At 65.6% G+C, this 24,045-nt stretch carries 23 protein-coding genes; 19 read left to right on the plus strand and 4 right to left on the minus strand.

Annotation, left to right across the window (positions count from 1 at the left end; all coding sequences use genetic code 11):
* Positions 1-11: 11 nt before the first annotated feature.
* The gene (locus ACFVVK_RS04275) at positions 12-1,010 is read left to right on the plus strand and encodes a glycosyltransferase (RefSeq protein ID WP_390263890.1); all 999 of its coding nucleotides are present in this window, start codon (positions 12-14) and stop codon (positions 1,008-1,010) included.
* Positions 1,011-1,085: 75 nt separating this feature from the next.
* On the opposite strand, the gene ACFVVK_RS04280 is transcribed toward ACFVVK_RS04275, so the two are convergent.
* Complete coding sequence (locus ACFVVK_RS04280; protein WP_390263893.1) at positions 1,086-2,924, minus strand: ABC transporter ATP-binding protein; 1,839 nt, start codon at positions 2,922-2,924, stop codon at positions 1,086-1,088.
* A 214-nt stretch (positions 2,925-3,138) separates the two neighbouring features.
* Here ACFVVK_RS04280 and ACFVVK_RS04285 point away from each other — a divergent pair, with 214 nt between their 5' ends.
* The 4 genes from ACFVVK_RS04285 (at position 3,139) to ACFVVK_RS04300 (ending at position 6,495) form a co-directional block, all read left to right on the plus strand.
* A complete protein-coding gene (locus ACFVVK_RS04285) occupies positions 3,139-3,777 on the plus strand; it encodes a glycosyltransferase family 2 protein (RefSeq protein WP_390263896.1) in 639 nt (212 codons plus the stop codon).
* A 4-nt stretch (positions 3,778-3,781) separates the two neighbouring features.
* Positions 3,782-4,180: a DUF2304 domain-containing protein gene (locus ACFVVK_RS04290; protein ID WP_390263899.1), complete on the plus strand. Its 399-nt coding sequence runs from the start codon at positions 3,782-3,784 to the stop codon at positions 4,178-4,180.
* Entirely contained in the window at positions 4,177-5,268 is a 1,092-nt protein-coding gene (locus tag ACFVVK_RS04295; RefSeq protein ID WP_390263901.1) for an acyltransferase, read from the plus strand. Before ACFVVK_RS04290 ends, ACFVVK_RS04295 begins: the two co-directional genes overlap by 4 nt.
* A gap of 81 nt (positions 5,269-5,349) precedes the next feature.
* Positions 5,350-6,495 carry a glycosyltransferase family 1 protein gene (locus tag ACFVVK_RS04300; protein WP_390263904.1) on the plus strand — a complete coding sequence of 382 codons (1,146 nt, stop codon included), beginning with the start codon at positions 5,350-5,352 and terminating at the stop codon, positions 6,493-6,495.
* Between the two features lie 38 nt (positions 6,496-6,533).
* Here the strand turns inward: ACFVVK_RS04300 and ACFVVK_RS04305 are convergent, their stop codons facing one another.
* Together ACFVVK_RS04305 and ACFVVK_RS04310 are read right to left on the minus strand one after the other, a co-directional pair.
* A complete protein-coding gene (locus ACFVVK_RS04305; RefSeq protein WP_390263906.1) occupies positions 6,534-9,809 on the minus strand; it encodes a GH25 family lysozyme in 3,276 nt (1,091 codons plus the stop codon).
* Between the two features lie 232 nt (positions 9,810-10,041).
* Positions 10,042-11,805 carry a GH25 family lysozyme gene (locus ACFVVK_RS04310; protein ID WP_390263909.1) on the minus strand — a complete coding sequence of 588 codons (1,764 nt, stop codon included), beginning with the start codon at positions 11,803-11,805 and terminating at the stop codon, positions 10,042-10,044.
* Positions 11,806-12,459: 654 nt separating this feature from the next.
* Between ACFVVK_RS04310 and galE the strand changes: the two genes are divergently transcribed.
* The gene (galE, locus tag ACFVVK_RS04315) at positions 12,460-13,503 is read left to right on the plus strand and encodes a UDP-glucose 4-epimerase GalE (RefSeq protein WP_390263911.1); all 1,044 of its coding nucleotides are present in this window, start codon (positions 12,460-12,462) and stop codon (positions 13,501-13,503) included.
* A 10-nt stretch (positions 13,504-13,513) separates the two neighbouring features.
* Here galE and ACFVVK_RS04320 read toward each other — a convergent pair whose 3' ends face one another.
* Positions 13,514-14,386: a glycosyltransferase family 2 protein gene (locus tag ACFVVK_RS04320; RefSeq protein ID WP_390263914.1), complete on the minus strand. Its 873-nt coding sequence runs from the start codon at positions 14,384-14,386 to the stop codon at positions 13,514-13,516.
* A 150-nt stretch (positions 14,387-14,536) separates the two neighbouring features.
* Between ACFVVK_RS04320 and ACFVVK_RS04325 the strand changes: the two genes are divergently transcribed.
* From ACFVVK_RS04325 to ftsX, 13 genes are all read left to right on the plus strand, one after another.
* Positions 14,537-14,896: a hypothetical protein gene (locus ACFVVK_RS04325; RefSeq protein WP_390263917.1), complete on the plus strand. Its 360-nt coding sequence runs from the start codon at positions 14,537-14,539 to the stop codon at positions 14,894-14,896.
* A 208-nt stretch (positions 14,897-15,104) separates the two neighbouring features.
* A complete protein-coding gene (locus tag ACFVVK_RS04330) occupies positions 15,105-16,328 on the plus strand; it encodes a CpaF family protein (protein WP_390263920.1) in 1,224 nt (407 codons plus the stop codon).
* Positions 16,328-17,182, plus strand: a complete 855-nt coding sequence (locus tag ACFVVK_RS04335) for a type II secretion system F family protein (protein ID WP_390263923.1) — start codon at positions 16,328-16,330, stop codon at positions 17,180-17,182. The genes ACFVVK_RS04330 and ACFVVK_RS04335 overlap by 1 nt, the downstream gene beginning before the upstream one ends.
* Positions 17,183-17,190: 8 nt before the next feature.
* On the plus strand, positions 17,191-18,120 hold the full coding sequence (locus tag ACFVVK_RS04340; RefSeq protein WP_390263926.1) for a type II secretion system F family protein: 930 nt from the start codon (positions 17,191-17,193) through the stop codon (positions 18,118-18,120).
* Positions 18,121-18,164: 44 nt separating this feature from the next.
* Positions 18,165-18,416: a hypothetical protein gene (locus ACFVVK_RS04345; RefSeq protein WP_390263929.1), complete on the plus strand. Its 252-nt coding sequence runs from the start codon at positions 18,165-18,167 to the stop codon at positions 18,414-18,416.
* A gap of 88 nt (positions 18,417-18,504) precedes the next feature.
* On the plus strand, positions 18,505-18,849 hold the full coding sequence (locus ACFVVK_RS04350) for a TadE family protein (RefSeq protein ID WP_390264370.1): 345 nt from the start codon (positions 18,505-18,507) through the stop codon (positions 18,847-18,849).
* Entirely contained in the window at positions 18,830-19,300 is a 471-nt protein-coding gene (locus ACFVVK_RS04355; RefSeq protein ID WP_390263932.1) for a hypothetical protein, read from the plus strand. The genes ACFVVK_RS04350 and ACFVVK_RS04355 overlap by 20 nt, the downstream gene beginning before the upstream one ends.
* A gap of 89 nt (positions 19,301-19,389) precedes the next feature.
* Complete coding sequence (locus tag ACFVVK_RS04360; protein ID WP_390263934.1) at positions 19,390-19,803, plus strand: pilus assembly protein TadG-related protein; 414 nt, start codon at positions 19,390-19,392, stop codon at positions 19,801-19,803.
* Between the two features lie 81 nt (positions 19,804-19,884).
* Positions 19,885-20,496, plus strand: coding sequence for a hypothetical protein (locus ACFVVK_RS04365; protein WP_390263936.1), 612 nt, complete (start codon positions 19,885-19,887; stop codon positions 20,494-20,496).
* Between the two features lie 124 nt (positions 20,497-20,620).
* A complete protein-coding gene (locus ACFVVK_RS04370) occupies positions 20,621-20,905 on the plus strand; it encodes a hypothetical protein (RefSeq protein ID WP_390263939.1) in 285 nt (94 codons plus the stop codon).
* 69 nt (positions 20,906-20,974) lie between these two features.
* The gene (prfB, locus tag ACFVVK_RS04375) at positions 20,975-22,090 is read left to right on the plus strand and encodes a peptide chain release factor 2 (protein WP_390263941.1); all 1,116 of its coding nucleotides are present in this window, start codon (positions 20,975-20,977) and stop codon (positions 22,088-22,090) included.
* Positions 22,091-22,283: 193 nt separating this feature from the next.
* Positions 22,284-23,108, plus strand: coding sequence for a cell division ATP-binding protein FtsE (gene ftsE, locus ACFVVK_RS04380; protein ID WP_390263943.1), 825 nt, complete (start codon positions 22,284-22,286; stop codon positions 23,106-23,108).
* Positions 23,105-24,019 (plus strand): permease-like cell division protein FtsX, encoded by a 915-nt coding sequence (gene ftsX, locus ACFVVK_RS04385; RefSeq protein ID WP_390263946.1) that lies wholly within the window; start codon positions 23,105-23,107, stop codon positions 24,017-24,019. The genes ftsE and ftsX overlap by 4 nt, the downstream gene beginning before the upstream one ends.
* The last annotated feature ends 26 nt before the right edge of the window (positions 24,020-24,045 follow it).

The raw sequence follows: 24,045 nt of genomic DNA on the forward strand, positions 1-24,045 counted from the left end.
GGAGCGACCGCGTGAGTAACGAACCGAGGATTCTCCAGTTCAACGACTGTGCCTATGTTGCCCGCTCCCTGGTGCGCGCGGCACAACGGGCCGGCATCGCCTGGGACTACCTGCCGCCCGAACTGGTGCGCCCCCTGACCCCTGCGCCGGCCAACCCGGTCCTGGCCAGGGCGCGCTTTGTTCCGTATGTCGCCCGGAGGGCCGCAAAGTTGCGGAAGGCCGACGTCGTCCATGTCCACTACGCAACCAGCGCGCGGCTGCTGCGCGAACGAGGCATGCCGCGGCGTCCCTACGCCCTGACCTTGCACGGTACCGACATTCGCAAACAGTGGACCGACCCTGTCTTCCACGATGAGATCCAGCGTGCCATCGACGGTGCCGCGCACGTCTTCTACGCGAACAACGACACTGCTGAGAACGCCTTGGCGGCGCGGCCGGACGCCGAATTCCTGCCAGCGCTGGTTGACGCTGCCAGCCTCCCTGCCTGGCGGCCGGACGCCCGGCCGACCATCCTCTTTGTTTCGCGTTGGGACGAGGACAAGGGGGTGGAACGGCAGTTGAGCCTGGCGCACCGGCTCGGGCGCGCAGTCGGCCCAGAGGTGCGAATGCTCGGACTGAACTGGGGGCCGGGGGCCGGGCGGGCGGCAGAGGCCGGTGTGACGTTGCTGGAGCGCATGTCGCAAGAGGAATACCACCGCGTGATGTCCGGGGCCCATGTCGGCGTCGGCCAGGCCACCAACAACTTCGCTACCAGCGAGTTCGAGGCCTTGTGCATGGGTGTGCCGCTGGCCGCCCTGGGGACGCGGCTGGCGCGGCCGGATGACGGTTCGACGCCGCCGGTCTTGCAGGGAACGGAGGACGACGTCGTGGAGCAGGTCCTCGAAGCGCTTGAGGACCCGCCGGCTGCTGCACGCACACTGGGCGGATCAACGTGGGCGCTGCCCAGATACGACGCGGCAGCGTACGTGGACCGTCTGGCGGATCTCTACCGGGGAATCGCCGACCGCTAGGAGCCTTTCCGGACGGAACCGGCACACCCCCTAATGGCACGCCAGCCACTGACGAGCAAGCGGCCCCGGGGCTGCTTACAGCGCGCGTGCCTCGGGGCGCGCCGCCTCTCCCGGAACGGGGGCGTCGCCGTTCGGCTGGTGCAGACCCGCGAGTGCAGCCTGCTGGGCGAAGTCCGGGTTGACGCGGATGACCTCGTCAAAACTTCCCTGCGACACGATAGTGCCGTCCTTCATGAAACAGATCTGGTCATTGTGCCGGATCGTGGAGAGCCGGTGAGCCACGGAGATTACCGTGATCTCGCCGTGCAGTTCGCTGATCGCATTTGCGACGGCGGCTTCCGTGGCCGTGTCCAGCGCACTGGTAGCCTCGTCGAGCACCAGGACCAGGGGGTCCATGTACAGGGCACGTGCGATGCCCAGGCGCTGGCGTTGTCCGCCCGAGAGGGCCAGACCCCGCTCGCCGACCCGGCCATTGATGCCGCCCGCGCGGGTATTGATGGTCTCGAGCAGCTGGGCGCGTTCCAGCGCGCTTCGGACTTTGTCCTCGTCAATGTCGCCGCCCCAGCTCAAGGCAACATTCTGGGCGACGGTGCCGTCGAAGATCGCCACATCCTGGGGCACATAGCCCACCCGCTTGCGCCAATCCGCTAGCACCTCCTCGAGCGGAATGCCGTCGAGGGTCATGGTGCCTTTCGACGGGGTCAACAACCCCAGGAAGATATCGATGAGGGTCGATTTACCGGCACCGGATTGACCCACGATTCCCACGGACGATCCGATGGGTAGCCTGAGGCTGATGTTGGTGACCGCCGGACCCTCTGCCCCCGGGTAAGTAAATTCAACGTCCTGCAGTTCGAGCATTTTCGGCTCGGTGGTGATGGGGGTCTTGCCCAGCTTCTCGGCGTTTTCCCGGAAGACGGCCGCGTCCTTGATGTCCCGCATCACGATCTCGGTGTAGGGAAGAGTCGACTGGATCAGGGTTATCTGGCCTTGGACCGTGGTCAGTGCCGGCACCAGCTTGAAGCCAGCCAGACCGAAGATCGCGACCGATGACATCGCCGTTTCTATACCGCCGATCATGTAGCCCACCGCACCAATCAGCAGGAAGCCGCCGATCAGGGCCATGTCAATCACAAACTTGGGGACCGAACTGATGAACCTGATGTTCGATCGTGAACGGGCGGCACGTTCCCGACTGTGCAGGACGATGCCGCCTACCTCTTCCGCCTTGTCGCGGAGGGTGATTTCCTTCAGGGCCGCAAGCATTTCAGACACCAGGGTGGACATGCGCTGTGCGGCGTCGCGGTTCACCTTTCCTGCCTCATACGACTTCTTTGAGAGCCACAAGTAAAGGAACGCCGCGATGAGCCCGAGATAAAGGACAGTGGACAAAGCGGTCTGCCAGGATGCAGCGACCAGCACCACGAGGACCGATGCGAAAGTCAGCGCCTGGGCCGGCAGCGTTACGGCCGGGAAAAGAACTCCAGACACCGTGTTGGCAATTCCGACGTCGATCATCCGGACGAGCTCGGTGGTGGACCGCTTCATCCGTTCGGTCCACGGAGCACGGATGTAGCTCTGGAACAGAATGGAGCCAATCTCAAGTTCATAGTCGGCAAACCTGCGGGTGGACACCCACTGAAGCCAGATGCTGAGCACGGACTTCAGGATCATGACCATGGCCGAGGAGACGAGGATCAAGAGACTCATCTCCTGGCTGACGGTTCCTATAACCGGCAGGGTCATCGGCCCGCCCTTGAGGATCTGGTTCAAGACCAAGGCAAAGACGCCCAGTGCCGCCGAATCGAGGAGCGAAAGGACCGCCGAGAGCACGCCAAAGAGGGTGAGGAAGCGCCTCGCATTGTCGGGGAGAAGAGGCAGCAGCTCGCGCATCGTGCGGCGCAGTTGTTTCAAGGAGTACTCCAAGGCGGCGGGGAAGAATCCTTTCCATACTACGCGGGGTGCTGCATGGGCTCCGGTTCTGCCTGCCACGCGGTAGTCACGCGAGTGCCGGATCCGGGCCCGGCTTCAGCCGTTCCCTGCGGGCCGCCGGCCGCGGTGCCGCCCGGTTCCATGGTGGCGTCTGTGGAATACTTGATGGGTGAGTCGCACTTGGATAGTCATACCTATGTACAACGAGGCCTCTGTCGTTGGCGGGGTGATCGAGGGAGTCCGCAAGGAGTTTCCGAATGTGGTGTGCGTCGACGACGGAAGCAGTGATGGCTCCCAGGATGTGGCCCGGCAGGCCGGCGCGGTCGTGGTCCAGCACCCGGTCAACCTGGGCCAGGGGGCGGCATTGCAGACGGGTTTCGAGTACGCGCTGCAGGATCCCGAACTTGACTGCATCGTAACGTTCGACGCCGACGGCCAGCACCGGGTTGAGGACGCCAAAGCAATGGCTGACCGGGTGCGGACAGGCGAAGCCGACCTGGTTCTGGGCTCACGGTTCCTGGACGGCCGGACGAAACTTTCCCCGGCCAAGCGTTTGGTGCTGCGGACCGCCGCGGTCCAGTCCCGGCTGGCCACCGGAATGGCGCTGACGGATGCGCACAATGGGCTGCGCGCCATCGGCCCGGAGGTTGCCCGCAAAATCCACCTCACCCAGAACAGGATGGCGCACGCCTCCGAGTTGATTCACCAGGTGTCCGAGATCAGCCCGCGCTGGGTGGAGCACCCCGTGGAGATCATCTACACCGATTACTCAAAGGCAAAAGGCCAGTCCCTGCTGAACTCCGTCAACATCATCGCTGACCTTCTGTTTAGGTGAGAAATTGCAGATCATAGTCCAAGTAGTTCTCGTACTTGCCGTCATCATCGTCTCCCTCGCGCTCATGCGCGGCGGTTCGAATGCCCGGCACCTGGCCATCCGCCGGATAATGTTGGTAATTTTCGCGGTTGTGGCCGCGTTGTCGATCTTCTTTCCTGAGCTGCTGACGATGCTCGCCCGTTCCCTCGGAATTGGCCGCGGCACAGATCTTGTCCTGTACGGGCTGATCGTCAGCTTCATGGTGTTTATGGCAACGACCTACCAGCGCTTCCGGCACATGGAGACAACGCTCACCCAACTTTCCCGCCGGATCGCCATTGACGAAACCCCCCGCCCCTGGCTTAAGGAGACGCCGCCGGCGAGTTCGGATGTGTTCTCGGAACGGATGCAGGAGAGCGAGTGACCGTTCTCAGGGCACGCCCGGAAGGTAGCGCGTCCGTCACCTTGCCCCGCGACTATTCCCTTGACATCCTGAGGATTCTCAGTATTTGCGGCGTGGTAGCGATCCACCTCTTCGGGTACGTCGTGGGGCACTCCGAGCCCGGGTCCCGCAACTGGTGGCTGGGGGCGGCCCTGGATATCCCCTTTATCTGGGTCGTGCCGGTTTTCGTCATGATTTCCGGCGCACTCCTGCTGGCCCCCGAGGACCGGGTCCTGGAGCCGAGGTCGTTTTACCGCAAGCGGGCGGTGCGGCTGCTGCCGGCACTCGTCGTGTGGCACCTGGTCTACCTGCTTGGGGTCCGCTGGCTGATGCGCGGTGAAGACCTGCCACCGGGCAGGGTGGCCCAGATGCTCTACGACGGCGCCGTCTTTACCCAGCTGTATTTCCTTTGGCTGATTCTCGGTCTTTACCTGGTTGCTCCGTTCATCACGGCGTTCCTGCAGAACGGGGGCCCGCGGCGGGCGCAGGTCCTCGCGGCCGCCCTGTTGGCCGCCACCGCGCTGGCTTTCATGGCTCCTGGAATCGCAGCGTCGCTGGGCTTCAGCCGGCCGATCACCCTGAACATCTTCACTCACTGGCTGCCATACGTTGGCTATTTCGTGGCCGGCCGCGCGCTGCGGGGCGTCCTGCTCCGGGGCTGGTCCCTTTTCGCCGCGATCGTGGTCGCCATCGGTTTAGCGGGACTCTGCCTGTGGCAGTACGGGCACCAGGGACAGACCGGGCTGCTGAATGTGGTGTCGCCGATCAGCTACCTCTCGCCAACCGTCATGCTGCTGGCCGTGGCGGTATTCCTGTCGGCCAGGTCCATTTTCAGCCGCATCACGCCCGCACCCGCGACCGGAAGGATGCTGGTGACCATCTCCGCTGCTTCCTTCGGCGTGTTCCTCGTCCACCTTCTGGTTTTCGAGATCATCAGGCTAAACGTGCCCGCGGTCTTCGACGGCAGGTCTGTCGTGGCAGCCTTCGGCAGTTACGCGGCAACACTGGTCTTGAGTTTTGCCGTGGCTGTCCTGGCATCGCGGATTCCCATTCTGCGGAACATTTTTTAGCGCCAGCCATTCTCGCCGCCGGTGCCGGCGGGGCGCACCCTGGCGTGAAGAGGTGGCCTCGCGGTCTGGAATGATGGGAGCATGACTGCCTTGCCCCGACTTCTCATCATCTCTTTCTCGCCGATCCGGTCTGACCCGCGCGTGCTCAAGCAGGTCGGGCTCTTCAGCGGCAAATACCACCTCATCACGTGCGGTTACGGTGCCGCACCGGAGGGCGTGGATGAACATTTTGCGTTGTCGCCCGATGCGGTCGGCTGGCCTTCGGACAGGATCGGATTGCTGGGTCGTCGCTACCGCCGCGCGTATGACCAGATGTCCGCGGTTCAGCAGGCGCGGAAGCTGCTGGCAGGCGTTTCCGTTGATGTCGTTCTTGCCAATGATCTGAACACGCTGCCGGTGGCCCTTGAACTGGAACCGAAGTACGGGGTCCATTCCGACCTCCATGAGTTTGCGCCGAAAGAAAAGGACGACGACCTCAAGTGGCGCCTGTTCGTCGCACCGTACATGCGGTGGCTCTGCCGCACGTACCTGCCCCGTGCCCGCTCCCTCACCACGGTCGCTCCGGGCATCGCTGCGCAGTACACCCGGGACTTCGGGGTTGCGGCGGACGTGGTCACGAACGCGGCGCCCTTCGCGGAGGGGGCGCCCCGGCCTGTCGGGGAAACCATCAGGCTGATCCACAGTGCTGCGGGGCAGCGCTACCGGAAGCTGGAGAACCTCATTGAGGCGATGCGCAGCGCGCCGTCCGGGGTCGAGCTGGACATGATCGTGATGCCCAACGAACCGGACTACGTCGCCGAACTGAAGCAGGCAGCGGCTGACGTCCCTGCGGTGAAGTTCCGCGATCCCGTGCCTTATGCCGAACTCGTGCAGACCCTGAGCGGATATGACATCTCGCTGGTGTTCCTTCCACCGACAAATTTCAACATGGAGAACGCCTTGCCCAACAAGTTCTTCGAAGCCGTTCAAGCCCGGCTGGGAGTAGTTGTGGGACCGTCACCGTCGATGGTGGAAATCGTCAACCAGTACGGCTTTGGTACGGTCACGCCGGACTTCACCCCGGCGTCGCTGGCCAAAACGATCCAGTCACTGGACCGCGGGCAGATCATGGAGTGGAAGCGCGCGGCGGACCGCGCCGCCAGGCCGCTGGCAGCGGAATCACAGCTCGGTATCTGGGAAGCCGCGATCCGCGCGTTGCTGCCTGCCTCCGATTTCCCGGTGTCCTGAGGTGGTGCGGCCCGTCGTCGCACGTTGAGGGGGCTTCTCTAATAGGCGGAGGTGGCCATGGAGACGACGGCCGACGACGTCGGCAGGGTTCCTGCCGTGGTGCGGGTGCCCCACTTGCTTCCCGCCACAATGGGGTAGTAGCTCAGCTGGCCGTTCGTCGACAGTGCCATGACTCCCTTGGAGCCGGCGCCCGCAAAGCCAGCCGTGCTGGAAAACTGCTTGAAGTACTGCCAGGATGAGCCGACAGTCTTCCGCGTCTCGGAAATAAAGCCGCCCTGGCCATTGGAACGGTAGAGCCGCATGCTGCCGAGAGAATTGACTGCAAGCAGATCTTGGTTAGCGTCGCCGTCGAAGTCGGTCATGACGATCTTCAGACCACCCCAGCTCACCCCGATTTTCGCGGGGGCGCTGAGGGCTCCGCCGGAAACATTGGCCCAGTAGTACAGAATCCCGTCCGATCCATAACCCACGAGGCCCGGATAGCTGCTCGCCTTCACCCATCGGCCCGTGACGAAAGTCGTCTGGGCGAAGCCAGTGCTGGCGAGGGTGAGAGGGCCGGTGAAGCCCCCGGACTTGGCGCCGAAGTACACGCTGAGGGCACCCGCTGACCACTGTGCCAGCACATCGGGCACACCGTCCTTGTTCCAGTCCAGAACGTGGAGCGTCTTAGCGGTGGACCAGCCGGTCCCGATCGGGTATGGCGATCCCAAGCCGCCGGTTCCGTTGGCCGGGTAAGCCCACAGCTTGCCGGCATCTGCCCGGACGACGTCGGACGTTGTGGACAGGGATTGCTGGCGGATGATGGTGGCGCTGCCTGCGATCAGGATGGTGTTCCATCCGGCCGCCAGGGCCTTTTTGGTCCCCAGGGCGCCCTTGGCCAGGGGGTAGTAGCTGAGGGCACCGGTTGTGTCACGAGCGAGCAGGCCCGTGGACCCCGGCCCGGTAAAGCCACGAGCGGGGCTGATGCTGTTCATGACGGACCAGCCGACGCCGAGCAGCGCGCGGTTCTCATTGATGAAGGTCCCCGAGCCGTTGGAGCGGTAGAGCGTCATCTGACCGAGGTTGTCCACGGCGGTGAGGTCCTGGCTGCCGTCCCCGTCGGCGTCCAGCATGGTGAGGTCCGTGCGGGCAAAAGTCGTGCCCAGGGTTGCTGGGGCTCCTAGGGTGCTGCCGGCGGCGTTGCTGTAGAACGCCACGACTCCGTCCGGCCGGCGGACAATCAATCCCGGATACTTGGAGCTCTTCAGCCAGGGTCCAAACGTCAGGTCCGCTCCGGCCAATCCCGAGAGCAGAACCGTGGGCACGGAGAAGCCGCCGGCGGACAGGCCCTTGCGGATCGACAGGACACCGGCGTTGGTCTGGACCGCCAGGTCCTGGACGCCGTCCCCGTTCCAGTCGACGACATGCACGGAGGCTGATCCGGTGAAGCCTGCCCCGATCTTGACGGGGGAGCCCAGGGCTCCGGCGCCGGTCGGGCGTCGGTAGAGAATGCCGTCCGCGTAGGCGCTAACGACGTCGGACGCGGCCTTAATGGAAGGGCTAGCCGCCGGCGTCGGGCTTGGCGGGGCGGAGGGGACTTGACCGTTGATGTTCTCGCCGCCGGCGATCAGGTAGCTGCCCCACGCCGAGCCGATGATGGTGACGGCTCCCCAGCTGGAGTTCCCCGGAACGGGGTAGTACCGAAGGATGCCCTCACGGGTGCGGGCCATGATGCCAGTCGCCGCGTAGCCCTTGAAGGAGAAAGTAACCGTCACACTGGTCATCTGGTTCCATGAGGAACCGACAGCCCGGCGCGATTCAGCGATGAAGGAGCCGGAGCCGTTGGAACGATATTGGCGCATGATCCCCGCGGCGTCTTGGGCGAGGATGTCCTGGTTACCGTCGCCGTCAAAGTCCACCATCGTCAGGTTGAGTTTGGCCCAGCCAGTGCCTATTTTGCTGGCAGTACCGAGTCCTCCGCCGGAGCTGTTGCGCCAGAAAGTGAGGGTGCCGGCGTCGTCCCGCGTGAGGACTTGAGGGAAGTGACTGTTGCTCAGCCAGTACCCGATGGTGAGCTGGTAGCCGCCCCAACCGGAGGCCGCCAGCACAGGTCCTGTCGAGAAGCCGCCGGAAGCGACACCGAGGTAGATGTTAACCCGGCCGGCCGTCCATTGCGCTACGACATCGAGGACCCCGTCGGCGTTCCAGTCAATCACGTTCATCGACCGGAGCCCCCTCCACCCTTGGCCGATCTGCTTCCGGGCACCAAAAGTGCCTGCGCCGCTGGCCGGGTAGTCCCAGAGGGCGCCGCTGGCATCGGCCGCTACGACGTCGCCGGTCGACATGATCGACGGCTTGAGGACCGCCCGGTCGGCAGTGGAGGCGAATTTCTGCAAGTTGGCGTACGTGCCGTTCCACGCGTTGGAGTCGCCGGCGAAGGGGCCCGTACTGCTGTACTGCCAGACGCTGTAGGTTCCCCAGCCGTTCGGCACATTGCCGACGTACGTCGAGTAGCGCGCCAGGTGCAGCGGCTGGTTCCCGAAGGCGCCCGAGTTGCCGGTGCACCGGGACCACCAGTCCGCGGTGGTGTAGATCATGGGCAGGCGGCCGGTTCGGGACAGTACCCGGTTGGAGAAGTCCTTGAGCCAGCCGACCATGGCGGCGGCGCTCATGTTGTAGCAGGTATTGCCGAGCGTGCTGTACGGGTTGTATTCGATGTCCAGCAGCGGCGGCAGGGTTTTCCCGTCGGAACTCCAGCCGCCGCCGCTGTTGACGAAGTAGTCCGCCTGCGCCGCGCCGGTGGAGATGCTGGGAAGCGCGAAGTGATAGGCGCCGCGGATGAGGCCGGCGTTCAGGGCACCGGAGTACTGGGAAGCAAAAACGGGGCTGCGGTAGGTGAGGCCTTCGGAGGCCTTCACGTACGCGAAGCGGGCGCCCATGGAGTACTGTGCCGGCCAATTCACCGTTGGCTGGTAGCCGCTCACGTCCAAGCCCTGAATGCCGGGGGGCCGCCAGGTGCTTTCGATCTGCAGGGACTCCGCGACTGCTGAAGAAGCGGCGGACCGGGGGGAGCCGGCCAGCTGGGTTTTCAGCCCCTGGCCCATGTACGCGCCGTTTGCTCCGATGGCGGCGTTGAGTGCCTTCATATCGATGGCGCCCGGAGCAGTGCCCGTTTCTGCCGGCGACGCCGAAGCCGCCGGGACCGGGCTGGGTGCCGGTTCGAGAGCCCAGGCCCGCGCTGGAAGGCCGAGCGCCGCTACCGCGGTGACCACCACGACTGCAACCGTCCTGAGCCGCGAGTTGCGGAGAATTGACTGGGGCGTGTTCGGCTTCATGCGTCTCTCCGGAGCGTCAACGTGCTCGGCAAAACACGCCAACTAGTTCACGATCACCGGGCATCCGTGAGCCGGAGCCGATTAGTCAATTCGTTTGGTCATGACGCCGAAACGATAGCACCGGAAGGTCCCGCATTCCAGAGTGACCAGTGTTGTTTCTGACGGTGGAGATGCGGCTGGGATGCACGCACCGCGTCAGCCAGGCCCGGCAGACCTGGCTGAGCCGAGCCTCCTAGCTGAAGGAAACCTTTGCGCCGAGCGCAGCTGTCCAGCTGATGGTGCCGCCCTGGAAATTTTGGATGCAGCCCCCGTTAGCGAGCCCGCAGGATTCACCGCTGACGGGGTAGCCGAGTTTGCCGCGTTCGTAGCCCAGGGCGCCCCAGGCGGTGCGGATGGCGCCCCAGGTGGCGTGGGCGCCGGTGGTGGGGGAGAGATGGATGGTTCCGCCCTGGAAACGCTGGTAGCAGCCGCCGTTGACCAACCCGCAGATCTCGTTGCCGACGGGGTAGCCGAGCTTGCTTTTTTCGTAGCCCAGGGCGCCCCAGGCGGTGCGAATTGCGCCCCAGGTGGCGTGGGCGCCCGTGGTGGGGGAGTAGTGGATGGTTCCACCCTGGAAGCCCTGGTAGCAGCCGCCGTTGACCAAACCGCAGATCTCGTTGCTGACGGGGTAGCCGAGTTTGCCTTTTTCGTAGCCCAGGGCGCCCCAAGCCCCGCGGATGCCGCCCCAGGTGGCGTGGGCGCCGGTGGTGGGGGAGTAGTGGATGGTTCCGCCCTGGAAGCGCTGGTAGCAGCCGCCGCCGGTCAGGCCGCAGACTTCGTTGCTGACGGGGTAGCCGAGTTTGCCTTTTTCGTAGCCCAGGGCGCCCCAAGCCCCGCGGATGCCGCCCCACGTGGCGTGGGCGCCGGTGCCGGGGGACCAGTGGATGGTTCCGCCCTGGAAGCGCTGGTAGCAGCCACCGCCGGTCAGGCCGCAGATCTCGTTGCTGACCGGGTAGCCGAGTTTGCTTTTTTCGTAGCCCAGGGAGCCCCAAGCCGCGCGGATGCCGCCCCAGGTGGCGTGGGCGCCGGTGCCGGGGGACCAGTGGATGGTTCCCCCTTGGAAGCGCTGGTAGCAGCCGCCGCCGGTTAGCCCGCACATTTCATTGCTAGTTGGGTAGCCGAGTTTCCCGCCACCGCCCCCAAGGGCAGCCCATGCGGACCCGATGGCTCCCTTGACGCCGTATCCGGACGCGAAACGTCTCAGGCCGGCGTAGTCGCCGTTCCAAACATTCGAGTCACCGGCAAAAGCACCCATGCTGCTGTACTGCCAGATGCTGTAGTTGCTCCAACTCGAGGGTAGGGATCCGGCGTAGTCCGACGGGCTTGACGGGTAAGCGGCAACCCACAGCGGGTAATCCGCGAACGCCGTCGCATCTGCCGTGCACTGTCTCCACCAGGAGGTGTTGGTGTAGATCACGGGCAAGCGTCCCGTCAGCGAACGCATGGTGTTCCCGAAGTCCCGCAGCCAGGAGGTCAGCTGGGCCGCAGACATGTCATAGCAGGTGTTTCCAAAGTAGAAGCCGCTGATGGTGCGGCCGGCATAGGGGTTGAATTCAATATCGAGGACCGGAGGCATTGTGTAACCGTCGGCGCTCCATCCGCCACCGTTCCGGACGAAATAGCGGGCCTGGTCTGCCCCTGAGGACCAATTGGGAATGGCGAAGTGGTAGGCGCCGCGGACCATTCCCACGCTGCGGGCACCCTGATACTGGGAAGAGAAGGTTTCGCTTGAGTAGTAGTTGCCTTCTGTTGCCTTGACATAGGCGAAACGTGCCCCCATGTTCCACTGCTGCTGCCAGTCGACCGAGGGCTGATGGCCGCTGACATCAAGCCCCTGAACGCCGAACGACGGCTGCCAGGTGGCTGCCGCCGCCAGAGCCTCAGTGGTCAGGGACTTGCTGGCGGTGCCGGGACCTGCGGCAGCCGTCCCCGTGACGCGGGCAGATCGTTGCCCCATCTCGGCGCCGCCTGCGCCGACCGCCGCGGCCATCGCGGCCCTATCGGGTACACCGGGGCCTGGCGACGAAGTCGGCGTCGGGGCAGCGGTGGTTGGTGCCGGTGCCGGTGGCGTCGTTGCCCGCCCGGTCGGCGCCGTCGTGGCCACCGCTGTAGCCGTGGGGGTTCGTGTGGGCGTTGGAGTCGGGACTGGCGTTGGCGTGGACGTAGCGGCCGACGTCGGCGTCGCAGCAGTAGGGAGCGGTGGTTCGGCGGCCGTGGAGGGCGCTGCCAGCCCGGGACCAGCCAACAATGAAACGAGCAGCAATGCGCTGCCGGCCCGTCTGCCGAAATCGTTGCCGTGGGGAAGTTGGATGCGCTTCATTTTCTGCTCCGGAACGATGGTGCGCTTCGCGAGCGCGGCATATATGTCTCAGCTAGTGCTCGGACCCGCCAGCGGGCCACCGAACCATGAGAATGGCTGACTTATGGCGCCCACCCTAGCACCGTGAATCCAGTGAGGCCATTGTTGCTGTTGTGATCGGTGGGGTCGAAGCTGCCACTTGACGGTCTTAAATATGCAGGTTGTCCGCGAGAAGTCGGGCTATCGGCATGCGGACGCGGCGGGCCCTGCTCGAGTTCGCAGTGGCCGGTGGATCCTTCTAAGCTGTGATGCATGAAGGTATTGGTTACCGGCGGGGCCGGCTACATCGGATCGCACACTACGCTCTGCCTCCTCGAAGACGGGCACGAGGTTGTGGTGGTCGACAATCTGTTGAACTCCAACCCCGAATCCCTTCGCAGGGTGGAGCAGATCACTGGAAAGAGCGTCGACTTCCGGGAGGTCGATCTGTTGGATGCTGCCGCCGTCGACAGCGTCTTTGCCGAGGGCGGCTTCGAGGCTGTCATCCACTTCGCCGGCCTGAAGGCCGTTGGTGAGTCCGTCGAGAAGCCGCTCATGTACTACCAGAACAATGTGGTCGGCACCCTCAACCTGCTGCACAGCATGGACGCCGCGGGGGTACGCCGCCTCGTCTTCAGCTCGTCCGCGACCGTCTATGGCGCCTCGGAGGAAGTTCCCCTCATCGAGAAGGCGCCGCTGGATGCCACCAACCCCTACGGCCGTACCAAGGAACAGATCGAGGACATCCTCTCCGACCTGGGGGACGCCGATCCCAGCTGGAGCATCGCGCTGCTCCGCTACTTCAACCCGGTGGGCGCCCACGAGTCTGGCCTGATTGGCGAGGACCCCAGCGGCGTCCCCAACAATCTGCTCCCGTTCGTGGCCCAGGTGGCCGTGGGGCGCCGCGAAAAAGTGATGGTGTTCGGCAACGACTACCCAACGCCGGACGGCACCGGGGTGCGGGACTACATCCACGTGATGGACCTCGCTGCCGGCCACTTGGCCGCCTTGGGCTACCTCGGCGACAAGGCAGGGGTGTTCCGCTGGAACCTTGGCACCGGCCGGGGCTCCTCCGTGCTCGAAGTCATCGAGGCGTTCGGCACGGCGGCCGGGCACCCGGTGCCCTATGAATTCGCGCCCCGCCGTGCCGGCGACGCCGCCGTCAGTTACGCCGACCCGTCGGCTGCCCTAGCGGATTTGGGCTGGTCCGCGCACCGCAACCTTGCACAAATGTGTGAGGACCACTGGCGCTGGCAGAGCCGAAACCCGCAGGGCTACTCCGCGGTTGCCGAGACCGTCGGCGTCAAGGCCGACTAGCGCCTTCCCCTCAGAGGCGGTAGCTGGCCTTCAGCCGGGCCTCGATGCCGAGGCGGTCGCGCTCACCCAGCCGGCTGGCCGCCTCCATCATGCAACGGGCGAATTCAGCAATGTCGGGGTCCTCCGGGTACGGTTTTCCCGCCGCCGGCCGGTTGTACAGGATGGTGGAGGCCGATCCGTGGAACCCGATCCGGTCCGCGGCCAGCTTGCCGAACGATTCAGCGAGGACCTTGTCCCCGTTCTCGTTCGACCAGGCCCGGGTCTGGCTGAGTTGGGTCTGATGGCGCCGGTAGGCGATGGTTGGCAGCCGCGAAATGCGGCGCATGCGCAGCCCCGCCGTCGCGGCACGAAGCCACAGGTCATAATCTTCTGCCGGGGTCGCCTGGTACCCGCCAAGCGACTCCAGGGCGGCGCGGGAGGCGTACATCGTCGGGTTCATCAGCACGTTCGTCAGCAGCAGGTGCAGCGGCATGGCCTCGGCGGAGATGCCCGCTTCGAAGCGTGGCCTGAACGGGACATTCTTGGCGTTGATCATGAGAGCCTGCGAGAACACCATGTCCACGCCCTCGAGGGCTCGCCGCTGGACGGCGAACCTCCACGGCAGGCAGATGTCGTCGCCGTCGATGCGGGCGACGTGTTCGCCGCTGGCGTGCGAGAGCAGGGTGGTCGAAGCAGCGGCGACGCCGGCTGATTGCTCATTCCGGAAGACCTTGAGCCGCCTGTCATTCGTGCCTGCGAGGAAGGCTTCGGTGCCGTCGGTGCTGCCGTCGTCCAGAACAAGGAGCTCGGAGTCCCGCGGCATCGCGCGCAGGGTGCTGGCAACGGTTGACTTCAGGTAGGGCATCCCGTCCTTGACGGGGAGCAGCACGCTCAGCTGTGGCACTTTCGACCTTTCTGTTGGCTAATGTCCGAGTCTAGTCGCCGCCACACCGGGGTGCGGGCTGGGGCCGGTGCAGGGACGGCATCTTCCGCACGGGCAACCAGGGGAGTAAGGCCCTATCTCCCGGCGTGTGGCATATGCGATGGTGGCGCCATGTGGATCGTTGTGCTGATTGGCATCGCGCTCGTGGTCCTGTTTTGGCAGTACATTCTGGCCGGGCTCGCCCTGTGGGCGTCTCTGAGTATTGTGCGCGCCCTCATCAATCTGGCGGCGGCCAATCCGAAGCCGACCTATCCCCGCTACCCCGTCCAAACCCGGCCTGTGGCCAAGCCTGTCCAGACCCGGCCTGCAGCCAAGCGGGTCCAGACCGGGCCTCCGGCCAAGCCCAGGCCCGAGCCTGTCCGCGACCTGCCGGCCCCCGATTACCTGCCCAGATGGAATCCCGGCCGCCGGCAGGACGTCGGCCGCGAGCTGGCCCAATGGCAGAAGGATTTCGACAGCGCGGCACAGTGAAGCCCCACCCGGCCGTGGCTTCATCGGGGAGTGGCACGCCCGCGCCGGTCTCCGGCGGAGGGGCATTCTGTGGTGCTGCCATGCCGGCCGCTGCCGCTAACTTATCCACAAGCGCCGCTGGCGCCCTTGTCGGAACGCGGGGGCTCCTCTACTTTTAACCCAATTGCACTGCCCCAGGGGGATGGGTAGCGGTCGTGTGGGGGGCACCGTGGAAGCTGTGCGCATCGTCGAAGACGAGGTCCGTGAGTTGATCCGTCGCCGTGGACTGGATCCACTGCGGCAGAGCGGTGAAGTGCGCCGCCTCGTGGAGGCGGCAGTCAGCGACTACGACGAACGGGCACTGCTGGCGCCGTTGCCGCCGCTCGGTCCGTTGGAGTCGGCGCGGAGGTTTGTCTTCGACGCTGTGGCGGGGTTTGGTGCGCTTCAGCCGCTCCTGGACGATCCGAGCATCGAGGAAATCTGGCTCAATGCGCCGACTGAGATCTACGTGGCGCGCAACGGCGAATCGGAACTGACCTCCGTGTCACTGACGGATCAGCAGGTCCGGGATCTGGTGGAACGGATGCTGAAGAGCTCCGGCCGGCGGCTGGACATGTCCTCCCCGTTCGTGGATGCCGCGCTCCCGGACGGCTCCCGCCTCCACGTGGTGATCCCGGATGTCACCCGGCGTCACTGGGCCATCAACATCCGCAAATTCGTGGTCAAGGCCAGCCGGCTGGAGCATTTGGTGGAGCTGGGAACGCTGACCCCGCAGGCGGCTCGGTTTCTAGGGGCGGCCGTCGCCAGCGGCCTCAACATCCTGGTCTCGGGCGCCACCCAGGCCGGCAAGACCACCATGCTGAACTGCCTGGCCGCGAGCATCGGCACCCGCGAGCGCGTCATCACAGTGGAGGAGATCTTCGAGCTGCAGTTTCCGTTGCGCGACGTCGTGGGGCTCCAGTGCCGGCAGCCGAACCTGGAGGGGCAGGGCGAGATTCCGCTGCGGCGGCTCGTCAAGGAGGCGTTGCGGATGAGACCGGACCGGCTCGTGGTCGGTGAGGTCAGGGAGGCCGAGAGCCTGGACATGCTCATCGCCTTGAACTCGGGCCTGCCGGGAATGTGCACGGTGCATGCCAACTCTGCACACGACGCGGTCACGAAGATCTGCACGCTGCCGTTGCTCGCCGGCGACAACATTTCCAGTGCCTTCGTGGTTCCTACCGTGGCCTCGTGCATCGATCTGGTCATCCACTGCAGCAGGCACGTCAACGGGCGCCGTCAGGTCACGGAGATCCTGTCGCTGGGCCGCCGGGTGGAAAACGGGATCATCGAATCCTCCATGGTGTTCACGATGTCCGACGGGCAACTGGTGCCGAAGGCCAACTCCATGCCCGCTGCGGAAAAGTTTGCCCGCTCCGGCTACGACGTTGCGGCGTTGCTGGAGTCCCGGTGATGGCGCCGCTCCTTGGAATTGCGGGCGGTGTCGGATTCCTGCTCATCTGGTGGTCCGCATGGGAGCAGCCTGAGCGAGCCCGCCGCACGCTCCGCCCCAGCCGCCTCGAGGACCTGTTGCTGAGCGCCGGGATCGAAAGGGTCAGCGCCGCCGGGCTGCTTGCCTCGTGCCTGGGGGTCGGGGCATTCACGACCTTGGCCTTCTTCGCGGTGACAGGATCCTGGCCGATCTCGGGATGCTTTGGCCTGTTTGGCGGCTGGCTGCCGATGGCGGTCGTCCGCTGGCGTGCGCGACGGCGCACGTCTGTCTTACGCCAACTCTGGCCCGACGTCGTTGATCACCTCAGGTCAGCGATCCGCGCAGGCCTGTCGCTGCCCGAGGCTCTCATCCAGCTGGGCGAGAAAGGCCCCGCGGAGCTCCGCCACGTGTTTGTGGACTTCGGCGCTGACTACCGCTCGGGAGGCCAGTTCGATCCTTCGCTCACGCGGCTCAAAGAGCGTCTGGCAGATCCCGTGGCCGACCGCATCGTCGAGGCGCTCCGGCTCACCAGGGAAGTGGGCGGGTCGGATCTCGGCCGGCTGCTGGGCACCCTCGCCGATTTCCTGCGGGAAAGCGCACGGACCAGGAGCGAGCTGGAAGCTAGACAGTCCTGGACCGTCAACGCCGCGCGGCTGGCCGTGGCGGCACCGTGGATTGTCCTGGTGCTGCTGGCAAGCCGCCCGGAGGCCGTGATGGCCTACAACACCCCCGTCGGGGCCGCGGTCCTGGCAGGCGGGCTTGCCGTCTCCCTGGTGTCCTATGCCATCATGCTGCGGATCGGTGCCCTGCCCGAAGAACAGCGGGTCCTCCGGTGACGGGGCTGATGGCTGGCGCCACAGTTTGCGGGGCGGTGCTCGGCGCCGGGCTCTGGCTGTTCCTCGTGCGGCTTCCCTTCATGCGGCCGACGACGTTTATCGAACGCATCGAGCCACAATTGAGGACGCACAATCTGGAATCCCGGCTCCTGCGCACTGCCCCAAGGAACCTCACTCCGTTTGGGCCGTTGGAAAGAATCCTGCGCCCGGCCTTCCGCGACGGTCTCAGGTCGCTGGGCCGCATCAACCTTGGCGCGGCGGCACTGAACCGCAGGCTTGCCCGCGCCGGTAGCGCCAGAACGGCAGTGGACTTCCGGGCCGAGCAACTCGTGTGGGCTGCCGGCGGTTTCGTCACGGCAGTCAGCGTGGTGGCTCTGGGGGGAATCGTCGGCCGTTTCAGCCCCTTCGTGGCAGTCGCTGCCGTCCTGGGGAGCGCCGTCGGCGGGTTCCTGCTCCGGGACTACCTGCTGGGCGCGCAGATCAAGAAACGGGAAATCCGGATGATGGCGGAATTCCCCAGCATTGCCGAACTCATGGCCCTGGCTGTGAGCGCCGGCGAAAGTGCCACCGGTGCACTGGACCGGGTCTGCCGCAGTGCCCGGGGTGAGCTCTCGCAGGAATTTAGCCGCGTTCTCGCGGAGACCCGGGCCGGAACGCCTCTCGTTGAGGCCCTGCGGGAGTTCTCATCCAGGACTGATCAGGGACCCCTGATCCGTTTTGTCGACGGAATGATCGTGGCCGTGGAGCGCGGAACACCACTTGCAGACGTGCTCCGGGCGCAGGCGCAAGATGTGCGGGACACAGCTAAGCGGGAACTGATGGAGTCGGCCGGCAAAAAGGAAATCGGGATGATGGTGCCCCTCGTCTTCGGCGTACTTCCACTCACGGTGATCTTCGCCGTGTTTCCCGGCCTGGTCGCGGTCAGCCTTGGCCTCTAGGAAACAAACAACAGAAGAACCAGCAAACCAGGAAAGAGGACTCGGTGAAGAACTTTGGAACTCGGGTGGCGTTAGTGGCCTGCACGCTCAGCATGCTGACGTGGTGGTCTCCTTTGCCGCGGCGGCGGGCGGCGGATAGCACCGGCGGCGGCGTGCACCATTCCGAGCGCGGGGACGTCCCCGGCTGGGTCATGATCACCCTGATGTCTGCTGTCCTCGTCGCCGCCCTCCTGGCCCTGGCGGGTCCGGCGCTGGAAGGACTGTTCAACCAGGCCATGGATAAGGTCGGACAGTAACCCGGTGGCAACAGGGGGCGCCGGCCCGAGCGGACGTGTCACCAGGCCGCTCGGGCGCAGGGCAGGGCTTGAGCGCGGCGCAGCCGTGGTGGACTTCGTGCTGATCGGCTCGTTGGCGACGCTGTTCTTCCTCGCGATCGTGCAACTCACCTTGGTGCTGCACGTCCGGAACACCCTGATCGACGCCGCCGCTTCGGGGGCCAGATACGGCACACTGGCCGACCGCAATTCCGCGGACGCGAGGGACCGGACGGTCCAGCTGATCACGACGGCGCTCAGTTCCGAGTTCGCGGGAGATGTTGCCACCAGCGAATCGACGTACCAAGGCATCCGCACTCTGGAAGTAACGGTCCGCGCACCCTTGCCCGTGGTCGGCTTCATCGGTCCCCGGGCGCTTCTGGAAGTGAAGGGCCATGCAGCCATCCAGCCGTGAACGGGCAGCGCCGGGTCGCGCCGGGGCCGGCGAACAGGGCGCCGAGCAGGGGAGCGCGGTCGTCGAATTCATCTTCCTGTCCCTGCTGCTGATGGTGCCGCTGGTTTACTTCGTCATTACCGTTGGCCAGATCCAGGGCGGGTCCTTCGCCGTGGTCGGCGCCGCAGACCAGGCCGCCAAGGTCTACGTTGCCCAGCCGGACGCGGCCAGCGGCCGGGCGGCCGCCGAGCGGGCCGTGCTGGTGGCGCTCGCCGACTATGGACAGCCGGCGGAAAACGCGAGCATCGACGCGCGCTGCGAACCTGCGGACTGCCTGGCTCCAGGCTCTGCGGTCACCGTCACCGTGAACCTCACCGTGCCCTTGCCGTTCGTGCCCTTCAGCGACGCACTCCATCTGAACGCGAGCCGGCTCAGCGCCTCGGCCACCCAGCTCGTGGGGAGGTTCCGGTGAAAATCCCGGCCGGCGGGCCAAGGCCCACCGAGGACCCCGGAGGTCGGCAACCAGGACGGCAGCCGCCGGCCCGCGGGCAGGAAGGCCAGGTGCTCGTCTTGATCATCGGCTTCGTTATGACCGCCCTGCTCGTCGCAACCGTGGTGATCGCTGCGTCCAGCGTCTACTTGGAACACAAGAAACTGCTCTCCCTCGCGGACGGCGCCTCGGTGGCCGCAGCCGACAGCTTCACCCTCGGTCAGCTCGGCAACGCCGGCGGCACGCCGTCCGCCGTCCTCAGCGGGGCCCGGGTTCGCAACGCCGTCCTCGACTACCTTGGCCGCGACGGCGCGTTCGGCCGCTTCAGCGGCCTGAGCGTGGCGCCGACGACGGGCAGCCCGGACGGGGTCACCGCCGTCGTGGTGATCAGTGCGTCCGTTCACCCTCCGGTGGTCAATTTCTTGGTGCCGGACGGCATCCGGATCGAGGCGAGGTCGACGGCGCGCTCCCGCCTCAGCCGGTAGGGCTTACGGCGACCGATCAGGCGCGCGTAGCTTATAGGGACAGGTGAACCGGGTGTTCACCCTTAGGGGAGGTGGAGCGTGATGGATACCTATGCCTTCGTCCTTGACTTGGAACGGAGCAGTCCGCTGTCCGGCGGCCCGCTGTCCGGCAGTCCGCTGTCCGGTGGCGCTGCGCCTCCTCTGGCTGAAGGGCTGCGGCGGGAGCTGGCATTTGAACAGGCGGGCCCTGCCGGCCACTGGCTGGTCGTCTACCAGGAAGGACCAGCGGCCGGTGAGGTTACCTCGATTCCCGGGGTGAAGGTCCCTCAGGTTGAACTCGCCATAACGGCCAAGCCGGCAGCCGGCGCGGCCGGGAACGTCTACGCCTTCACCATCCCGTTGGTGCCCGGTCTGACAGGCGAGTGGCTCGAATTCTGCGCAGAACTGGCAGGCCCCCGCCGCGACGACCTGCAGGGTCAACGGGACCGGCTCGGGCTTGCGGAGGAGGTGTTTCTGCAATCCTCAGATGGCCAGGACATGGTCATACCTGTCATCCAGGGGAATTCTCCCTGGGAAGAGGACCATCGGATCGCATCCAGCGCTCACAGCTTCGACCGCTGGTTCACCATGCAACTGGCGCGCTTCCACGGATTCGACCCCGCAGGGCCTCCACCCCCGCGGAACATAGCGGTGTTCGACCTCGTCGGGCGCTAGTGGAGGGCGGCAGGGCCGTGCCCCGGCAGGGACCCTCATGGGGCGCGGGCGCGGTCTCCTGCGAGTATGGCGACACGCCCGGCTGGTGCCCAAAGCTGTCGGAGCCCGGTGGGAAAATTACGGCATGACGGCTCCAACAGTGGAAGCGGCGATCAACGAACTGATGGATCGCGCCTGGAACGTTGTCTATGACCTGCTCTCGGAGCGGGGCCTGCTCAACGGCGGGCTGGACGTCGAGGAGTACACCGGGATCCATTCCTGGGTGGACGGCCCCACCCGCTACACGGTGGTCCACTCGCGGACGGTGGCCGTACTCTTCGCGGACACCCGACCGGTGGATGCCATCACTTTCCACCATGACCTGCTCGGCGCGGACGACCCGAAAGGCTACTTCACCGTCCCCGGCTAACAGGCTACGGCTGGGGCGCCATGGAAGAGTCGGGGCGGCTGGGCCACATAGCGTAGGCTTAAAAACACCATGGCAAACATTGATTTTCCCGCTGAAATCCGCGCGCTGCGGGCCACCTACGCGTCCATCGAGAACGTCTCGAACGTCGAGGCGCTCAAGGAAGACATCGCCGAGCTCAGCGAGCGGGCCGGTGAACCCAATCTCTGGGACGATCCCGCGGCGGCGCAGGTCATCACCTCGAAGCTCTCGCACAAGCAGTCCGAGCTCGAGCGGCTCAACAAGCTGGCGGCCCGGATCGACGACCTCGAGGTCCTCGTGGAGCTCGGCCAGGACGAGGACGACGCCGACTCCATGGCGGACGCGGCGGCGGAGCTCGATTCCGTCCGCAAGGCGCTGGCCGACCTCGAAGTGGTCACGCTGCTTTCCGGCGAGTTCGACGAGCGCGAAGCCGTGGTGACCATCCGGTCCGGGGCGGGCGGAGTGGACGCGGCGGACTTCGCCGAAATGCTCATGCGCATGTACCTGCGCTGGGCCGAACGGCACGGCTACCCGACAACCATCATGGACACCTCCTACGCCGAAGAGGCCGGGCTCAAGTCCGCCACCTTCGAGGTCAAGGCGCCCTACGCCTTCGGCACGCTGAGCGTCGAAGCCGGCACCCACCGGCTGGTCCGGATCAGCCCGTTCGACAACCAGGGCCGCCGCCAGACCTCCTTCGCCGCCGTCGAAGTGATCCCGCTGATCGAACAGACGGACTCCATCGAGATCCCGGACAACGAGATCCGCGTGGACGTCTTCCGGTCCTCCGGCCCGGGCGGCCAGTCGGTCAACACCACCGACTCCGCCGTGCGCCTGACCCACCTTCCAACCGGCACGGTCGTGTCCATGCAGAACGAGAAATCGCAGCTGCAAAACCGCGCCGCCGCCATGCGCGTGCTCCAGTCCCGCCTGCTGCTGCTGAAGAAGGAGCAGGAGGACGCCGAGAAGAAGGCGTTCGCCGGGGACGTCAAGGCATCGTGGGGCGACCAGATGCGCTCCTACGTCCTCAACCCGTACCAGATGGTCAAGGACCTGCGCACCGAACACGAGGTCGGCAACACCTCCGCGGTGTTCGACGGCGAGATCGACGACTTCATTGACGCCGGGATCCGCTGGCGGACCGACAACCGCAACGCCGAGAAGTAGAATCTGCCCCCGGCAAAGCGGTCGGGCTGGGAGGTGCCTGACAATCGCGCGACACGCCCCGCCGTTCCGGCCGATCGGCTGTTACCCGTGCGTATAGTCGAGGGGCCGGAGCTCTACTTCCCCCAAACGAAAGCCCTTGCGCCGGCAGCAGAACCGGGCCTCCGCGGCCCCGTCCTGCAGGGTACTAAGGGCCATGATCCGTTTCGAAAATGTCACCAAGGTCTACGACCAGAAGGCGCAGCCGGCGCTGGATTCGATCAACCTTGAGATCGACCGTGGCGAGTTCGCCTTCCTTGTCGGTGCCTCCGGCTCCGGCAAGTCGACGTTCCTGCGCCTGGTCCTGAAGGAGGACCGCGCCTCCTCCGGGGCCGTCTACGTCGCTGGCCAGAACGTCGCCAACATCTCCAGCTGGCGCGTGCCGCGCCTGCGCCGCGGGATCGGCGTCGTCTTCCAGGACTTCCGCCTGCTGCCGCAGAAGACCGTCTTCGCCAACGTCGCCTTCGCCATGCAGGTCATCGGCAAGAGCCGCAGCGTGATCCGCGACACCGTCCCCGAGGTCCTCAAGACCGTGGGCCTGGAAGGCAAGGAAAACCGCCTCCCGCACGAACTCTCCGGCGGCGAGCAGCAGCGCGTGGCGATCGCCCGCGCCGTCGTGAACAAGCCCGGCATCCTGCTGGCCGACGAGCCCACCGGCAACCTGGACCCCACCACCTCCATGGGCATCATGGGCGTGCTGGACAAGATCAACCAGAACGGCACCACCGTGGTGATGGCCACGCACGACGACGACATCGTCAACGAGATGCGCAAACGGGTGGTGGAACTCCAGAACGGCGTCGTGATCCGCGACGAGGCCCGGGCCCTCTACACCTCCATGATTCCGGCGGTGGGCCAATCGCGCCGCCTGCGCGACGCCAGCGGCCGGAACGAACCTCCCGCCGCACCTCCCGTGTCCAGGGCCGAGACGCGCGCCGGGTCGCGGGCCGAGCTGCGCACCGCAGGGGAGGGCCAGGCGTGAGGCTCGCATTCATTCTCGGCGAGATTGGCAGCGGCCTGCGCCGCAACCTGTCCATGGTGATCTCCGTCATCCTGGTGACCTTCGTGTCCCTGACGTTCGTCGGCGCGGCCGGCATGCTGCAGCTCCAGATCAACCAGATGAAGGGCTACTGGTACGACAAAGTCCAGGTGGCCATCTTCCTCTGCAGTGACGGTTCGACGGCGCCCGGCTGCGCCACCGGCCCGGCGACGCCCGAGCAGGAACAGAACCTGCGCGCGCTCCTGAAGTCGCCCGCGGTGGCCCAGTACGTCAACGACTTCCAGTACGAGTCCAAGGACGACGCCTACAAGCACTTCAAGGAGCAGTTCTCCAATTCCCCGATCGTCGATTCCGTGACGCCGGACCAGCTTCCGGCCTCGTTCCGGATCAACATGAAGGACCCGCAGAAGTACGAGATCATCAGCGAGACCTTCTCTTCGCAGGCCGGCGTGGAGACCGTGATCGACCAGCGCCAACTCCTGGAGAAGCTGTTCTCCGCCATGAACGCGGCGTCCCTGGTCGCTGTGAGCATCGCCGGGGTCATGATCGTCTGCGCGATTCTGCTCATTGCCACCACCATCCGGCTCTCGGCGTTCAGCCGCCGCCGCGAAACGGGCATCATGCGGCTCGTGGGTGCCTCCAAGATGGTCATCCAGCTGCCGTTCATTCTCGAGGGCGTGATCGCCGCGGTGATCGGGGCGGCCCTGGCCTCCGTCACCCTTTGGGCCGTGGCGCACTTCTTCCTCGGCGACGTAATGGCCAAGCAGTATCCGGACACCGCGTTTATCTCACCCGGGCAGACCTTGATCCTGGCGCCCGCCCTGATTGGCCTGGGCGTCGTCCTGGCCGGAATTTCCTCCCTGCTGACCCTCCGCCGATACTTGCGGGTCTAGCTGTGCACAACGAAAAGGGAATGTAT

The sequence above is a fragment of the Arthrobacter sp. NPDC058192 genome, from assembly GCF_042883665.1.
Taxonomy (GTDB): domain Bacteria; phylum Actinomycetota; class Actinomycetes; order Actinomycetales; family Micrococcaceae; genus Arthrobacter.

What these genes read in the sequence shown, in the direction of transcription:
- ACFVVK_RS04370 (WP_390263939.1), top strand. Translation starts at nt 20,621, where the DNA reads ATGACGGCTCCAACAGTGGAAGCGGCGATCAACGAACTGATGGATCGC.
- ACFVVK_RS04325 (WP_390263917.1), top strand. Translation starts at nt 14,537, where the DNA reads ATGTGGATCGTTGTGCTGATTGGCATCGCGCTCGTGGTCCTGTTTTGG.
- ACFVVK_RS04365 (WP_390263936.1), top strand. Translation starts at nt 19,885, where the DNA reads ATGGATACCTATGCCTTCGTCCTTGACTTGGAACGGAGCAGTCCGCTG.
- ACFVVK_RS04285 (WP_390263896.1), top strand. Translation starts at nt 3,139, where the DNA reads ATGTACAACGAGGCCTCTGTCGTTGGCGGGGTGATCGAGGGAGTCCGC.
- ACFVVK_RS04340 (WP_390263926.1), top strand. Translation starts at nt 17,191, where the DNA reads ATGGCTGGCGCCACAGTTTGCGGGGCGGTGCTCGGCGCCGGGCTCTGG.
- ftsE (WP_390263943.1), top strand. Translation starts at nt 22,284, where the DNA reads ATGATCCGTTTCGAAAATGTCACCAAGGTCTACGACCAGAAGGCGCAG.
- ACFVVK_RS04310 (WP_390263909.1), bottom strand. Translation starts at nt 11,805, where the DNA reads ATGGGGCAACGATCTGCCCGCGTCACGGGGACGGCTGCCGCAGGTCCC.
- prfB (WP_390263941.1), top strand. Translation starts at nt 20,975, where the DNA reads ATGGCAAACATTGATTTTCCCGCTGAAATCCGCGCGCTGCGGGCCACC.
- ACFVVK_RS04300 (WP_390263904.1), top strand. Translation starts at nt 5,350, where the DNA reads ATGACTGCCTTGCCCCGACTTCTCATCATCTCTTTCTCGCCGATCCGG.
- ACFVVK_RS04335 (WP_390263923.1), top strand. Translation starts at nt 16,328, where the DNA reads ATGGCGCCGCTCCTTGGAATTGCGGGCGGTGTCGGATTCCTGCTCATC.
- ACFVVK_RS04355 (WP_390263932.1), top strand. Translation starts at nt 18,830, where the DNA reads ATGCAGCCATCCAGCCGTGAACGGGCAGCGCCGGGTCGCGCCGGGGCC.
- galE (WP_390263911.1), top strand. Translation starts at nt 12,460, where the DNA reads ATGAAGGTATTGGTTACCGGCGGGGCCGGCTACATCGGATCGCACACT.
- ACFVVK_RS04305 (WP_390263906.1), bottom strand. Translation starts at nt 9,809, where the DNA reads ATGAAGCCGAACACGCCCCAGTCAATTCTCCGCAACTCGCGGCTCAGG.